The 14,244-nt window shown below is 31.9% G+C and carries 18 protein-coding genes and 1 pseudogene; 4 read left to right on the forward strand and 15 right to left on the reverse strand.

Annotation, left to right across the window (positions count from 1 at the left end; translation table 11 throughout):
* The first annotated feature begins 428 nt into the window (after nucleotides 1–428).
* On the forward strand, nucleotides 429–683 hold the full coding sequence (locus MY490_RS14030) for a hypothetical protein (protein WP_248266282.1): 255 nt from the start codon (nucleotides 429–431) through the stop codon (nucleotides 681–683).
* Nucleotides 684–762: 79 nt separating this feature from the next.
* Here the strand turns inward: MY490_RS14030 and MY490_RS14035 are convergent, their stop codons facing one another.
* Nucleotides 763–3,516, reverse strand: coding sequence for a dynamin family protein (locus MY490_RS14035; protein ID WP_248266283.1), 2,754 nt, complete (start codon nucleotides 3,514–3,516; stop codon nucleotides 763–765).
* A gap of 203 nt (nucleotides 3,517–3,719) precedes the next feature.
* Between MY490_RS14035 and MY490_RS14040 the strand changes: the two genes are divergently transcribed.
* On the forward strand, nucleotides 3,720–4,184 hold the full coding sequence (locus tag MY490_RS14040) for a hypothetical protein (protein ID WP_248266284.1): 465 nt from the start codon (nucleotides 3,720–3,722) through the stop codon (nucleotides 4,182–4,184).
* Nucleotides 4,185–4,243: 59 nt separating this feature from the next.
* On the opposite strand, the gene MY490_RS14045 is transcribed toward MY490_RS14040, so the two are convergent.
* Complete coding sequence (locus MY490_RS14045) at nucleotides 4,244–4,387, reverse strand: imidazoleglycerol-phosphate dehydratase (RefSeq protein WP_248266285.1); 144 nt, start codon at nucleotides 4,385–4,387, stop codon at nucleotides 4,244–4,246.
* 101 nt (nucleotides 4,388–4,488) lie between these two features.
* On the opposite strand from MY490_RS14045, the gene MY490_RS22165 reads away from it, so the two are divergent.
* Nucleotides 4,489–4,623: a hypothetical protein gene (locus tag MY490_RS22165; RefSeq protein ID WP_282439797.1), complete on the forward strand. Its 135-nt coding sequence runs from the start codon at nucleotides 4,489–4,491 to the stop codon at nucleotides 4,621–4,623.
* Nucleotides 4,624–4,712: 89 nt separating this feature from the next.
* Nucleotides 4,713–4,895 carry a hypothetical protein gene (locus MY490_RS14050; protein ID WP_248266286.1) on the forward strand — a complete coding sequence of 61 codons (183 nt, stop codon included), beginning with the start codon at nucleotides 4,713–4,715 and terminating at the stop codon, nucleotides 4,893–4,895.
* Nucleotides 4,896–4,941: 46 nt separating this feature from the next.
* Here the strand turns inward: MY490_RS14050 and MY490_RS14055 are convergent, their stop codons facing one another.
* The 13 genes and pseudogenes from MY490_RS14055 to MY490_RS14115 all read right to left on the reverse strand — a co-directional run bounded on the left by MY490_RS14055 (nucleotide 4,942) and on the right by MY490_RS14115 (nucleotide 14,185).
* On the reverse strand, nucleotides 4,942–5,517 hold the full coding sequence (locus MY490_RS14055) for a GNAT family N-acetyltransferase (protein ID WP_248266287.1): 576 nt from the start codon (nucleotides 5,515–5,517) through the stop codon (nucleotides 4,942–4,944).
* 161 nt (nucleotides 5,518–5,678) lie between these two features.
* Nucleotides 5,679–5,936 (reverse strand): annotated as a pseudogene (locus tag MY490_RS14060) (GNAT family N-acetyltransferase); the annotation flags it as partial.
* 15 nt (nucleotides 5,937–5,951) lie between these two features.
* Nucleotides 5,952–6,422, reverse strand: coding sequence for a DinB family protein (locus MY490_RS14065; protein WP_248266288.1), 471 nt, complete (start codon nucleotides 6,420–6,422; stop codon nucleotides 5,952–5,954).
* Nucleotides 6,423–6,717: 295 nt separating this feature from the next.
* Nucleotides 6,718–6,909 carry a hypothetical protein gene (locus MY490_RS14070; RefSeq protein WP_248266289.1) on the reverse strand — a complete coding sequence of 64 codons (192 nt, stop codon included), beginning with the start codon at nucleotides 6,907–6,909 and terminating at the stop codon, nucleotides 6,718–6,720.
* 331 nt (nucleotides 6,910–7,240) lie between these two features.
* Nucleotides 7,241–8,065, reverse strand: a complete 825-nt coding sequence (hisJ, locus tag MY490_RS14075; RefSeq protein WP_248266290.1) for a histidinol-phosphatase HisJ — start codon at nucleotides 8,063–8,065, stop codon at nucleotides 7,241–7,243.
* Nucleotides 8,062–8,709, reverse strand: a complete 648-nt coding sequence (hisIE, locus tag MY490_RS14080; protein WP_248266291.1) for a bifunctional phosphoribosyl-AMP cyclohydrolase/phosphoribosyl-ATP diphosphatase HisIE — start codon at nucleotides 8,707–8,709, stop codon at nucleotides 8,062–8,064. The genes hisJ and hisIE overlap by 4 nt, the downstream gene beginning before the upstream one ends.
* Before the next feature lie 11 nt (nucleotides 8,710–8,720).
* Nucleotides 8,721–9,479, reverse strand: coding sequence for an imidazole glycerol phosphate synthase subunit HisF (gene hisF / locus MY490_RS14085; RefSeq protein ID WP_248266292.1), 759 nt, complete (start codon nucleotides 9,477–9,479; stop codon nucleotides 8,721–8,723).
* On the reverse strand, nucleotides 9,449–10,180 hold the full coding sequence (gene hisA / locus MY490_RS14090; protein ID WP_248266293.1) for a 1-(5-phosphoribosyl)-5-[(5-phosphoribosylamino)methylideneamino]imidazole-4-carboxamide isomerase: 732 nt from the start codon (nucleotides 10,178–10,180) through the stop codon (nucleotides 9,449–9,451). Before hisA ends, hisF begins: the two co-directional genes overlap by 31 nt.
* Nucleotides 10,158–10,781, reverse strand: a complete 624-nt coding sequence (hisH, locus tag MY490_RS14095; protein ID WP_248266294.1) for an imidazole glycerol phosphate synthase subunit HisH — start codon at nucleotides 10,779–10,781, stop codon at nucleotides 10,158–10,160. Before hisH ends, hisA begins: the two co-directional genes overlap by 23 nt.
* On the reverse strand, nucleotides 10,782–11,360 hold the full coding sequence (gene hisB, locus MY490_RS14100; RefSeq protein WP_282439798.1) for an imidazoleglycerol-phosphate dehydratase HisB: 579 nt from the start codon (nucleotides 11,358–11,360) through the stop codon (nucleotides 10,782–10,784).
* A complete protein-coding gene (gene hisD / locus MY490_RS14105; protein ID WP_432707082.1) occupies nucleotides 11,357–12,643 on the reverse strand; it encodes a histidinol dehydrogenase in 1,287 nt (428 codons plus the stop codon). Before hisD ends, hisB begins: the two co-directional genes overlap by 4 nt.
* Nucleotides 12,624–13,271, reverse strand: a complete 648-nt coding sequence (gene hisG, locus MY490_RS14110; RefSeq protein WP_248266296.1) for an ATP phosphoribosyltransferase — start codon at nucleotides 13,269–13,271, stop codon at nucleotides 12,624–12,626. The genes hisD and hisG overlap by 20 nt, the downstream gene beginning before the upstream one ends.
* Nucleotides 13,268–14,185: an ATP phosphoribosyltransferase regulatory subunit gene (locus tag MY490_RS14115; protein ID WP_248266297.1), complete on the reverse strand. Its 918-nt coding sequence runs from the start codon at nucleotides 14,183–14,185 to the stop codon at nucleotides 13,268–13,270. The genes hisG and MY490_RS14115 overlap by 4 nt, the downstream gene beginning before the upstream one ends.
* Between the last annotated feature and the right edge of the window lie 59 nt (nucleotides 14,186–14,244).

Consider the following 14,244-nt stretch of genomic DNA (forward strand, 5'->3'; position numbering starts at 1 on the left):
TCTTAAGGAATTTTAAAACAGCTAGACTCCCAGATAGATGAAGAACAAAAAAAAGCGTTATTTTTACAACTCCTTTAAACTTTTTTATCAATATGTTTTTTAACTCTTAGCCTGTATCCTAAATTCTCCGACATACTTTCATAAAAAAGCGTATTGTTGATTATGAACTAGTCTGCGAACCACCTATGAGTTAATAATTCTCATACTTTTGCATTTTTACTTACTAATGAACCCTTCTATCTCAAATTTTTTCACTTTATTTCTTACTCATGAATCCTTTATGAGAAATAGTTTTAAGTTACCATCCTCTAGAATAGAATTAATTTAAAGATGCCCTCACCTGTTTTTTCGGGTCATTTTGCTAACTGTTTTCCCAATTACATTATTTCGTTTTGAAGAAACTATACTGATAGAAGGTGATCTATTTTATGAGTCATTTCTTATTAAGTAGACTTGGCAACTGGAAAATACAAATACATTGTCATCCTGGTATTAGAACAGTTGGGAATGAGCGGGAAGTGCTTTTACTCGATGAAGAACATGAAAAAGTTGCACATTTTTCAATTGATACAAAAGGAGCCTTTTTAATACTTCAAATCCCTTGGGGTGGTTATGTAAAAATTAAAGAAGGTTACCAAACAATCGTTGTACATATTCCATTTGAAGAAGATCCAGAAGAATAGAGCAATGCAATACTGGCATGTAAAATAGCTGCATAGTTCAATGAAAAAAGAGTGTGCCCTTTAGCACACTCTTTCCTTATTATTTACGTAATGTTAAAAACTCTAATTGTCTTAATCTTACTGTGAAGAATGTAATCGGATCGAAGTAAATACTTGGATTAGATTTCATATCTTCTAAAGTTTGATTATAGTTAGAAATTGCAACTCTTGTTTCATCAACTAGTTCATGAATTTGCTCAAATGGTGCATGTAGGAACATTGATAAATCTCTTGGTAAAGTTTTTTCAAACATTTCAAATTGTAGGAAAAACTTCGTTGATAATTCTGATGTTACATCATCATAGTTTACATTATCAACATACTTTTGATATTGAGCAACAAGCTTTGATTTATTTTGAGGCAGTAAACCTAATAAGATACCTGAGCTCTTTAAGATAAATTGAGATGGTGATGAATTTAATAAAATATTCATATCATCTAACTGCGTCATACTAGTCATTCGATCAGCATCACGGCGCCAGTCATCTAATACTTTAAAATCACACTCAAGATTTAAAAATTCATTTCCAATGTACTCATTTAAAGAATTACTCATTTCAGTTAAGTAACCTTGAGTACCTTCTAATAAAACGCCTGATTCTTTAATCCAATTTTGAAGAGCTTCATTTAATTTTGGTAAAGTATTCTCTCTTACATACTCACCAATTCGAAGATTCATCTCTTCGTTTAGCGTTTCAAGAATTGTACCAAAATCACTATCTTCTTTGATTAAGTCTTTACATTCTTTTAGTAGACCAGGAATACTTAGCTTTAGGTCATATTTTAATTCGTCTTTTAATTCACGATATGAGCTTTTAATTGTATTTAAATGTTCCATTTCTTTATCTTTTAAAGAATGCAATAGACCATTTAATTTGTCATCAAGAACTTCATTCCATTCAACATTAGCACGTAATTCGTCTTCTTTCTCAACTCGTTTTTCTAATAAGAAATTAATTAATTTACGAATAGCTAATAATAATTTCTCTGTTTGTTTAGAATTTGCTTCAGTTGAAAGAACGTTATCCTCAATAAATAATTCTAAATCTTTAAATTGATCTTGATTACTATAAATTGAAGAATAAGGTAATACTTTAGCGTTAGGGAAATCTAGACTAACTTTCGCTTGAATTTCACCGCGAACTCGATCAATCTCTTCTTTACTATAAATAGAATCCATCTTATTTAAAATAAAGTGAATCGGTAGAGTTGGTAATTCTGTATGAATTTTAACTAGTAAAGATCGTTCGTTTTCAGTGTAAGGTGCTGTAGCATTTAAAACATAAACAAGACGATCTGCAAGTTTTACAGATTTTAATAATGCTTTTGTATTTACCTGGTTTCCATCAATTCCAGGTGTGTCAATGATTGATAGACGATGCTTTTCTAAAAATGAATTTGGTAATTTATAGTATACTAATTCATCACCTTTTAACAGATTATTTTCAACTGTTGTTAAATCGTAAAAATCTGCAAATTCAGCAAGCTGTGTATTTCCTTCTTTCGAAAATACGATAATATTTGAATCACTAGCTTGTTCAAATAATACAGGCATTGTCGTAGAAGAACCCATCATTTTCTCACCTAAAAGTGAGTTAACAAATGAAGATTTACCGTTACCTGATGTACCTGCAACAAGCATTGTTGTATTTTCAAATTGTGTTAATTTACTTGTCCACCACTCAAAACGGTCTCCAACTTCTATTTCATTTAAAGCAGACCATTGTAGGATGTTTTCAAATAATTCTTTTCCAATTTCAAAGCAATCAGGCGTTTTTAATAACTGTTCAAATGCCATTTCTGCGTCAGCAACAATTTGATAATCAATACGGCCTGGGAATAATCGATCCCATGCAAGTGTTGCAGTCGTTGCTAAAACCGCACCTTTTAAATCGGTAATACGTAACCAATTTGTTAAGAAGCTTGGCATCATTTCCTCAAGCTGAGCTACAAAATAATCACCTTCAACTAATTCTTCGTATGTCATTGAATAGATTGATGGCAAACGATTCCACTTCACACCTGTCTCAACGTTGATTTGGAATAACATATCATTAAATGTTTGTAACCAATTTACATAAACTGATTGTTCTCTGTAACTATTCCAAAGTGCTTCTACCATTAATTCAAAGTGTTCAAGATCGACTTTAGCCAATGATAGTAACGGTTGCACAAAGTAACTTGGTGCCATTTCTTTTGTTACACCATTTATAATGTATTCTCTTAATACAATAAACCATTTCAAATCTTCTGTACGAATTGATTCATCTGAAGCTAGCGCTACAGCACTATTCCAATCGTGATGTTTTTCATAAAAATTACGTGCAATTCTCGTTACGTTTGGATAATCAGGATTATATTTTACTGCTTCTTTAATAATACGATCTGCTTCCTCGTATTTCGAAACATCGATATAAAGTGAGAATAAATTTAAGAATATTTCAGAAGTCAACGTACTACTATCTGTTTTAACTTCTTTATATAGCTTTTCAGCTGTTTCAAATGCACCAATTTCATAATATGAATCAGCAATATTTTTCTTTGCCCAATCGCTTAACTGGTTTCCGACTTTTTCCCACTTGAAAACTGCAGATTCAAAATCTTTATTTTCAAAATAAACTTCACCTTGTGCAAATCGGATAGATGAAAGATCCATATCATCATTTTGTTCATTGTAAAGGTCAGCTAAAACTGCAATAGGATGGATATTGTTTTCATTTTCATTTAAATACGATTTATAAAATTGTTTTTTAATAAATTGTTCTTTCAATTTCACTTTAACTTCCACTGTCATGTTATCACCTACTATGTATAATAAAATCAAATAAAGTCCAAAAATAAGCCAAAAGGAATATGTTAAATTTATACAGCATTATTATTCTACCAAATTAGAGTAGCTGAAATTGTGACAATTCTATGTCATTTTCAAAAGATTTTTGTTATATTTGTTACGTTACATACAAAACATAGGTAAAAGAATATTTATTTGGAGGCATTATGCTAACTTACGAAGAAAAATTAACAATTATTGAATCATTTCCAGAATTAACTAAAAAGCCAGTTTCACTTGGACGTACAAATTTTCAATATGAAGAAAGCTTAAAAGAAAAAAAGAATGTGGTATTTCATTTACATCCTAATGGTAATGGCTTTGTCTATGCTGAAGGTATAAAAGGGTACAACACAAACGAAAAAGGTATGGTAAATATAAGAGAATTTACTGAAGAGGAACTTCGTACAGTACTTACTAAATCAATTGAAAGCCTATCATTCGAACCAATTTTTGAAGAGGATGAAGAAGTAGAAGAAATATGGGTTAATGCGAATGGACAAGTACTTAAACTTGTTTCAGAAATGGACATGTGGAATGTTTACGCAGGAGAAAATCTTGATGGTACATTCAATAGCTATGGTGAAGCTTGTGAATATTTAGATGAAGAAGGATTTAATGTTCAAGACTGAACTTAGTTAGAACAAATATAGAGCTTGGGGAAATCCAAGCTCTTTTTTAAATGAAAATTTTAGTGTAATTCAGTTTGTGATTTACTACCCTTTTTAGAGCGATAGTCATTTCCTTTTGTGTTGTCACCACTAGTAGGTGCTTGTCCATGAAGTTCTGGTGCGTTTTGATTTTTACTTCCTTTACTGCCATTTTTGCTTGTCATTTTGCTTCCTCCTAATCCAATTATCATAAATAGATTCCCATTTTAAATAAAAGATTATTCAAGGAATTTAAGCACATAATAATAAAAAAGGAGGGTTAAACATGGCTAAAGGACATACAAACAAAGGTCCACAGAAAAGTTCTGTCAATCAATTTGGACATTCTGAGGAATCTGCTTATTCAAAGAGTGAAAAAATGGAAGAATTTCATAAGAAAAATACAGAAAAAGAAAGCTAATAGAACTTTTAATTCTTTTAAATGTACTTGCTAATTTTCCTTCAACAAGTCATTATAAAAGTATGATTAAATTGGAGGAAACTAAATTTATGAGCGAAAATACAAATGAACCAAAAAAAGTTAGTCTTCAGGAATTAATGAAGCAAAAGTTAGCTAGCAAAAAACAGCAAAATTCAAATCAAAATACTGGAGTAAATGCTGTTAAAGATCTGACGAAAAAGAATCAAATTTCTAAAAAACCAAACAATCAACGCAAACGTATGGGTGTGTAATTAGAAAAAACGACTGAGGTATTCAGTCGTTTTTGATTTCGCTTTGTTATATGTCTTCTAAGAGATTTTGACTGCTATTATTTTCTCCAAAGGTTAAAACTTCCTCTACTGGCTGATAAGATTCACCGTAAAAATGGGTATCCCTATATGAATGAATCATATTATATGTTTTTTTCATCGCTTTAAAAATCATTTCTTCACCCTCATTATTTGGAGACCAGTACAAAATCTCCATAGGGTTTATTTCTTGAGTAGCTAGTGAGCGTCTGTTATATCCAATCGACTGAGCATGCTCAAATCCTTCTCTTTTATAAAAGCGAAGCCTTTTTTCTGTATCTGTATCTTCATAATTAACTGGTTCAACCTCTAAAATAATCGGTTTACCCTTCTTCTTTAGCTTTTCAAGCAATTTATACCCAAGACCCTGTCCACGAGCATCTTTCGAAACGAACAAGTAATCGATAAATACAAAATCATCTAGTTCCGCGTACATTAAAACATGATGTGGACCTTCATCTTTATGGTAAATTTCTGACCGCTCTTTCAATAAAGTTTCCATATGTTCCCTTGATTTCATTTCTTCAACTGGAAAATACTGATTTAGTTTTTCATACCAATGCATTGATATTCTCCTTTTCTTACATGCAGTTAAGATCATCACGCTAGACAAGCATTATGAGTAATTAATCACTATACAAAAATAATTAGTAAGTCCTTTCAAATGAAGTATTTGAAGTATTAATACTTTTCATGCAAGAAAAAAAGTTTGATATGAAATTAACATTATTTCCTTAATGAAACCCAATCTTCCGCTAACATCCCATAAACGATGTGATCTACATAATGATCATACAACCATTCGGCCCTCCTGATCCGACCTTCTTGAAAAAATCCTAACCTCTCAGGTATAGCACGGCTTTTTGTATTTTCAACTGCAGCACGAATCTCGACCCGATTTAGCAATAGATCTGTTTATGCATAATTAACAAATGCATGACAAGCTTTTGTCATTATGCCTGTACCTTCAAACCCCTTTCCTAGCCTTTATTGATTAAGTCAACGATGTGATGGCCACGATCCTTGGATTTTTCTTATTTGAATAATTTGTCCAGTATGGTAAGCGTCATGTAATAATAAATCCATTAATTTTACTTCAAAAGAATTTCTCATTAATTCATCATCTGTCATATTACTCAATAGCTGTCTTAAACTACAACTAGTATTCTCCAAACGTTCAACTACCTTCTTCCATTCATTTACATCATTCGTTGGTTCAGTAAAAAAGAATGTTTGGTCACCGTCTAAGTTTTGTGTCCACTCGCTACCTTCTAAAATTGCTACAATCTTCTCTTTGTAATAAAGGAGATGATTAACGTTTTCCCAAATTGACTTAGTTGCTTCCCCTGATGGTCTCCAACTAGCTTGTTCAGCTGAAATTCCTTCAATTGAATCTTTTAGAGGAGCAAACCAACTTTCCTTATTAAATGTTTTGTCTAATACGTTTAAAAACATTTCTTTTCGATTCAAAAAAATTCGCTCCTTTTTTAAACTCTAATAATTTTTAGAAATAACTTCTGAGTCTCCTCATAACCATTAAACTGTCATTAATAAAGTAGGACTAAATTTGAACTAAATGATAAGGATTGATTGATATTGAGGTCACCACTGTTTATTTATTCAACAAATGGCTATTTTTACCTTTTATTTTTTAACTTTCTTATAACATTTGGATCTTTGTGATCAACCTTCTAGAAATTAGCCAAAAATACATCTATAAAAAGGAAAAATGTCACAAAGATGACTCTTTTAGTAGCATTAACAATTAACTTAGAATGTTAAGTACAAACATAACTAAAAACACACCAGAAAGTATACTAATTTTTTGAAACTTTGTTCGTTTTTCAAACCAGTTCCATCTTTGATTCTCGGTATTAACAAGTCCAAAATAAAACATCAAATAATCAATAGTACTCATTAATAAAGCCCCTAATATGATCCAAAAAATATTTGACATTCAAATTCTCCCTTTATGTAAACGATAATTAGTAAAAAATTTCTAATTTTTCTTAATTATACATTAATGTTTGATATTTGTAATTTGGAGGAATTTCACTATTTTAAGAAAATTATCGCAAAAAAAAAAAACGATAAATTATCAATTTATCGTCAGTGTGTGTTGAAATAAAAGCAAAATCATAAAAGTTCATGTCTCCTTACTCATGAGTGCTTCATGAGTATGTAAAAAAGCCAAAACATAAAAATTGGTTCTCATAAGGGATTCATGAGTAGGCTAATTAGTAAAAACATGAAAATTATTTACTCATAAATGGTCTAACAGTTCAGTTTCACCTTTTACTTTTCGAAAAATAAACCTCATATCCTCTTCCAACATCTTTTACACTATGGGAATCAGAACCATACATTAACTCTATATTTAAGGAATTTGCAATTTCAACGACATGGTTTGGTGGATATGTTTCACCACAATACTCTTTAAATAATCCTGCTGTATTATAGTCTAAAATATAATTTTTTTCTTTTACTAGCTTTAATAGTTCAACTTGTTTATTTAGGATCTTTTCTGTATCATCACATTTCAAAAATTGCTTAAATTTATTACATAAAGTCATATGTCCTATTCTTTTTGGTTTAAATGGACCAAAATCTTCAATGATTGACTGTTTTACTAGATCGTAATAAGCAAGTTGAAACGCTTCTGCACTCCCATAGTAATTTACTAAGCCAGTAAGAGTATCTTCAGCTTTATAATCTATACAATGCCATCCATTTATTCCTTCTAAGTAATGGACTGATAAAAGTCCTGTGTCACAATATTTACCGTATTCTTTTAAAAAGTTTTTAAACCATACTGATTCACCCGGTAAATAATCGTATTCAAATCCAACTTTTATACGAATTCGATCCTTATACTTGTCTCTTACTTTATCCATTTCGTTAATATATTCGTCTACTTCATTTTCAGACATCGCAAGCGAAGCAACTGCATCATTTGGCTTTAAGCAGTTTTTAAATGATGATGGTACTGGTGTATGTTCAGTGATATGGTATTCATCGAACCCAAGTTCAATCGCTCTTTCGATCATTAATTGTACGTCATCACCACTTCCGTGCGGACAATATTGTGTATGCGTGTGACCATCAATTTTCAAGATTTTACTTTCTCCTTCCTATTTATTAAGCAATTGTTTATCTCTTCAAGTTTTATTCCTTTTTCAACCATTAAAACAATTGTGTGATAGACAAGATCACTAATTTCATAAATTAATTCTTCAGTTCCTTCATTTTTTGCTCCAATAATTACTTCGCTTGTCTCTTCGCCTACTTTTTTCAATATCTTATCAATGCCCTCATTAAATAAATATGTTGTATAGGATCCTTCAATCGGATTCTTTTTTCGGTCTTGTATCGTTTCATAGAGATTTGGCAAATAACTTAATGATTCATTTTGAACTATATTTTTTTCTTGCATTAAAGTTAATTTTTCGGAAAAACAACTGTAGCTTCCTGTGTGGCAAGCTACTCCTACTTGTTCAACCTGTAGTAAAATTGAATCTTGGTCACAATCATAAGAAATCGATTTGACATATTGAAGATTCCCCGATGTTTCTCCTTTTTTCCAAATTGACCTACGACTTCTACTATAAAATGTAGCAAATCCAGTATCGATTGTGAGTTTAATTGATTCATTATTCATATATGCCAACATTAATACTTCTTTCGTGCTAATATCTTGCACAATTGCTGGTACTAACCCTTGTTCATTAAAGCGAATTTTTTCGATATCAAAAAACATGTTTTCTCCTCCTATATTCGAACTGGAATATTTTTTTCATTTAAATAGTCTTTTAATTCACTAATTTTGATTTCTCCAAAATGGAATACGGATGCTGCTAAAACTCCATCGACATTGGCATATTCAATCGCATCATAAAAGTGTTCTACTTTTCCAGCGCCACCAGATGCGATAACCGGAACGTTAACTGCATTAGTAATTTTTTGCAGCAATCGGATATCAAACCCTCTTTTCATACCATCTTCATCGATGCTATTTAAGACAATTTCACCCGCTCCAAGCTCCACACCTTTCTTTGCCCAATCACTCGCATCCCATTCAGTCTCTTTCCGACCACCATTTATAAAAACTTTATAATTGCCATCTTTATTTAACTTTGCATCAATTGAAAGCACCACACATTGCGATCCAAAACGATCAGATGCTTCCTTAATTAAATTCGGATTTAAAATTGCGGCAGAATTGATTGATACTTTATCGGCTCCATTTCTTAATAGTTTCGTAAAATCATCAATCGAACGTACTCCCCCTCCAACACTGAAAGGAATACGCAATTCCTTCGCTACTTCTAAAACAAATTTCAATGAAATATCTCTTTCCTCATTTGAGGCCGTAATATCGTAAAATACTAACTCGTCAGCACCATTATCACTATAATATTTTCCAAGTTTCGTAGGTGAGTCAACATCTTGAATACTTGTAAACTGTTTTCCTTTCACGACGCGTCCATTACGAACGTCTAAGCACGGTATAATTCTTCTTGCAAGCATTTAAGTGCCTCCTCAACTGTAAATTTTCCTTCATATAATGCTTTACCAGATATCGCACCATAAATATTTAACCTGCGAAGTGACTTCAGATCATTGATCGAGCTCACTCCACCTGAAGCAATAATATTTAGGTTTGTTTCTTCAGCTAATCTTTTATATGCTTCTAAATTAGGTCCACTTAACATGCCGTCCTTTGATATATCAGTGTAAACAACTGTTTTCACACCAAGCAACTCTAGCTGTTTACAAAATTCAAAGCTATCTTGATTTGTCGATTCTTCCCATCCATTTATGGCTACAAAACTGTTTTTTGCATCTACGCCTACAATGATTCGATCACCGTATTTTAGAACAGCTTGTTCTAAAAGTTGTCTATTATTAATTGCAGCTGTCCCTAAAATTACTTTATCAACACCTAATTCTAACCAAAACGAAATCGAATCTAGTGACCTTATTCCTCCACCTAACTGAATGTTTAAATTCGTATTTTGAACGATTTCTTTTATAACAGAAGCATTCTTCCTTTCTCCAGTTCTTGCTCCATCTAAATCAACGATATGTAATACTTTTGCACCTGCTTTTTCAAAATCTAGCGCAACTTCAAGTGGTGAACTCTTATAAATTACTTTCTTATTAAAATCTCCTTGCTCAAGGCGAACGCAATTACCGTCCTTTACATCAATTGCTGGATATAGAATCATATATACACATCTCCTTAAATGCTTTTAATAATTTCAGACCTGTTTCTGCACTTTTTTCAGGATGAAATTGCATTCCGTAAATATTATCGGATTTAATAATCGCTGGAATCTTTACCCCGTATTCGGAATAAGCTAAAAGCTCATCATTTGTTGAACTAATATAAAATGAGTGTACAAAATACACATAATCGCCTTGATTTATATATTTTAATAATGATTCCACTTTAGTAAAATTTAACTTGTTCCAGCCCATATGTGGAACTTTTACAAAGTCAGGTATACGTTTTACTTGACCTTTAATTAAGCCAAGCCCCCTTACTCCAATATTTTCTTCACTAAATTCATATAGTAATTGCATTCCTAGACAAATTCCTAAAATCGGAGTACCGCTTTTTGCCTTAGACTTTATACAATTTACTAAACCAAGTCGATTTAATTCGTTCATCGCTGCTTCATATGCCCCAACTCCTGGGAGAATAATAGAAGAAGCTTGCTCAATTACATCTATTTCATTTGTAATAACTACAGGAAAATCAATCTCTTCACATGCTCTTTTTAATGAATCTAAATTACCTACACCATAATCAATAATAATATTCACTTATAACATTCCTTTCGTGGAAGGTAATTTAGTTGAAGTTACTTCAACTGCTTGTTTTACCGCTCTGCCAAATGCTTTAAATAAAGCTTCAATTTTGTGGTGATCATTTTCTCCATATAAAACTTCCATATGACAATTCATTCTAGCTTCAGAGCTTAATGATTTAAAAAATTCTTTAAAATTCTGTGTATCAATCATTCCTATTCGTTCTCTTACTGTTCGGTCATTATATACTAGATACGGTCTTCCACTAAAATCGACGACAACTCTTGCTAACGTTTCATCCATTGGAATGTAGCATGAACCGTAACGATTAATGCCAATTTTTTCGCCTAACGCAATTAATAAGGCTTTACCTAGCGCAATTCCAACATCTTCTGTTGTGTGATGATCATCAACTTCTAGATCACCCTCACAAAATACTTCTAAGTCTATTCCACTATGGAATGAAAATAACGTTAACATATGATCTAAAAAGCCAATACCAGTTTGAATAGTACTTTCTCCACCACCATCTAAATTTAATTTCAAACGAATATTTGTTTCATTTGTTTGTCTTGTTATCATTGCAGTTCTCACTTTGAATCCTCCTCAAATCGAATACTAATTGCTTTACCGTGACCAAATAGTCCTTCTTCTTCTGCGATTAATTCTATATGTTTTCTTGCTTCTCTTAAGGCAGCCTTATTGTAATAAACAACGGATGTTTTCTTTTGAAAATCATTTACATTTAATGGCGAGGTAAATCTTGCAGTTCCGCTAGTTGGTAATGTATGATTCGTTCCCGCAAAGTAATCGCCAACAGGCTCTGGAGTATAGTCTCCTAAAAAAATAGCACCAGCATTTTTAATTTTATGAACGAACGACTCTGGTTTTTTTATCATTAGCTCAAGATGTTCAGGCGCTAGCTTATTCACAAGCTCAATTCCTTCCTTGATTGTTTTAACGACGATAATGGCACCATAATTTTCGAATGAACTTTGAATAATTTCTTTTCTCGGTTGTTCTTCTAATAAGTTTGGTATTTCTTGCTGTATTTTTTGCGCAAACTCTTCTGAATTCGTAATAACAATACTAGATGCCATTTCATCATGCTCTGCCTGTGCCATTAAGTCAGCAGCAATAAATCTCGGATTGGCTGTTTCATCTGCTAATATGACAACCTCAGTTGGACCTGCAACCATATCAATTCCTACAATGCCTGAAACACTTTTCTTAGCGAGCGCCACATAAATATTGCCTGGACCAACTATTTTATCTACTTTTTCTATTGTTTCAGTTCCAAACGCCAGTGCCCCGATTGCTTGTGCTCCACCAATTTTTAACACTTTTGTAGCACCAGCTAATTTGGCAGCTACAAGAATGGAAGGCTTAATTTTTCCTTCTTTATTTGGTGGTGTTACAATGACAATTTCATTCACTCCTGCTATTTTTGCAGGAATCACATTCATTAAAACTGTTGATGGATATGCCGCTTTTCCACCTGGGATATACACACCAACTCTTTCAATTGGATTAATTAATTGTTGAACATATGAATTTTTTTCATTTATTTTATAACCATCTTGCAGTTGTTTTTCATGATATGTCTCTATATTTTTCTTAGCTTCAATCAATGCATTTATTAAGTTTTCATCAGTTTGTTCTAGGGCTTCATTAAACTCATCTTCACTTACTTCAAAGCTTTTTAGTTTCACCTCATCATAAATTAAAGAATACTGACGTACCGCTTCATCACCATTTTCTTTCACATTTAATAAAATCTTTTCTACGCTTTTTGTGATCTCAACAGTAGGTAAATTCGTTCGGCTTATAATACTTTCAAGTTTTTCGCTTTTTTGATTAATCGATAGAATTTCCAGCATATATGTTCCTACCCTTCTTAATTTTTTCTATAAATTCAGTAATACGGAAATAGTTAAATCGATAACTTACACGATTTGAAATAACTCTAGCACTGATCGGAATCATTTCTTCTAAGATGACTAACCCATTTGCTTTTAAAGTACTTCCTGTTTCTACTAAGTCAACAATAATATCTGACATTCCTACAATTGGAGCTAATTCAACAGAACCGTTTAAATATATAAGTTCAATATTTTGCCTAAACTGAAAATACTTCGAAGTAATATTTGGATATTTTGTTGCAACTCTTAACGTTTCATCACCCCGATCAATTAACGTTCCTGGAAAACCCGCTGCTGCAAAAATGCATTTTCCAAGTTCTAAATCCATCAACTCATATACATCTTTCTCTTGTTCTAGCAGAATGTCTTTTCCTACAAAACCAAGATCGCAAACACCTCGTTCAACATATGTAGCGACATCCACTGGTTTCACTACTAAATATTTAATTTTATGTAACTCATCTTCAAAAATTAGTTTTCTAGTTTTAGAATCAATTACTCTTTGATAACCAGACTGACTTAATATTTTAATAACCTCATCTTCAAGTCTTCCTTTTGCAACTGCAACTGTTAGCCAACTCACTTTACATCCCTCATTTGACATGTTATCCAAGCATTTGTTTCAATCGAAAATCCAATTGCATCAATACTGTTTTCCGAATCTTCAGACACCAGAAGATAGCGTCCTCCACTTAAAACCTCTTTATTTAACTGATCATAATACCCTTTAAAAACGATTCCGTCATAATAATCAAATTCATTTACAATTGATAAATCAAGAAGAATATTTGGGCTAATTTCTTGAAATTTGATGACCTTTTCAACTGCATTTTCCATTTCATTATTTAGTACTAAACTTCTAAGTAATGAATGAAGTTTTTCTCCTTTACCTTGTAAACTAAATAACTGTTCAAAAACATGTCTAGCTTGAAACGGTAAATTAATTGACTGAATAAACCGTTCTAATTCATCTATGTTTTTTAAATAAATTAGCTTTTTCAATTTGTTTTTTTGCGACTTGGTTAAATTACATTCTTTAAATAATCCTTCGATAAATCCTATATGCCCGATTTCTAAAATAAAAGGCACATTGCTTAATAAATCAATTGCCATAATAACTACTTCTATTTCAGATGCTTCAGTAATTTTCCCTAAATTTTCAATTCCAAATTGATTAATTTCCTCAAGCTCTACCCCATTATTTCGATAGATTGTTGATTGATAAAATACTTTACATTTCTCTTCCTTCAGCGCGATTGGATAAATTTCTTTCATCAATGCACTTGTTAAATCAGGTCTTAACAATAAAATTTGCTGTAAACGTGTTAAAACAACAACTAAGTCTTCTCTAGCTAATCTTGGGTTTCGACTCGAAAATGAATCATACTCTTCAAATAACTGAGGATGAAACGGAATATATCCTCGCTCTAGTGCATAATCTTCCATTTTTCTTTTATATCGATAATTGACTAATGACTGCTTTAATTTCCCATCCAATTGAACATTCCCCCTTCTAAAAAAAACAAAAAGGCCATACAGGTTAAATGCCTGTATGG

Source organism: Gottfriedia acidiceleris (assembly GCF_023115465.1).
GTDB classification, from domain to species: domain Bacteria; phylum Bacillota; class Bacilli; order Bacillales; family Bacillaceae_G; genus Gottfriedia; species Gottfriedia acidiceleris_B.

Bases quoted from the DNA above. Each gene is read 5' to 3' on its own strand.
- MY490_RS14030 (WP_248266282.1), top strand. From the start codon at position 429: ATGAGTCATTTCTTATTAAGTAGACTTGGCAACTGGAAAATACAAATA.
- MY490_RS14035 (WP_248266283.1), bottom strand. From the start codon at position 3,516: ATGACAGTGGAAGTTAAAGTGAAATTGAAAGAACAATTTATTAAAAAA.
- MY490_RS14040 (WP_248266284.1), top strand. From the start codon at position 3,720: ATGCTAACTTACGAAGAAAAATTAACAATTATTGAATCATTTCCAGAA.
- MY490_RS14045 (WP_248266285.1), bottom strand. From the start codon at position 4,387: ATGACAAGCAAAAATGGCAGTAAAGGAAGTAAAAATCAAAACGCACCA.
- MY490_RS22165 (WP_282439797.1), top strand. From the start codon at position 4,489: ATGGCTAAAGGACATACAAACAAAGGTCCACAGAAAAGTTCTGTCAAT.
- MY490_RS14050 (WP_248266286.1), top strand. From the start codon at position 4,713: ATGAGCGAAAATACAAATGAACCAAAAAAAGTTAGTCTTCAGGAATTA.
- MY490_RS14055 (WP_248266287.1), bottom strand. From the start codon at position 5,517: ATGCATTGGTATGAAAAACTAAATCAGTATTTTCCAGTTGAAGAAATG.
- MY490_RS14070 (WP_248266289.1), bottom strand. From the start codon at position 6,909: ATGTCAAATATTTTTTGGATCATATTAGGGGCTTTATTAATGAGTACT.
- hisIE (WP_248266291.1), bottom strand. From the start codon at position 8,709: ATGTTTTTTGATATCGAAAAAATTCGCTTTAATGAACAAGGGTTAGTA.
- hisF (WP_248266292.1), bottom strand. From the start codon at position 9,479: ATGCTTGCAAGAAGAATTATACCGTGCTTAGACGTTCGTAATGGACGC.
- hisA (WP_248266293.1), bottom strand. From the start codon at position 10,180: ATGATTCTATATCCAGCAATTGATGTAAAGGACGGTAATTGCGTTCGC.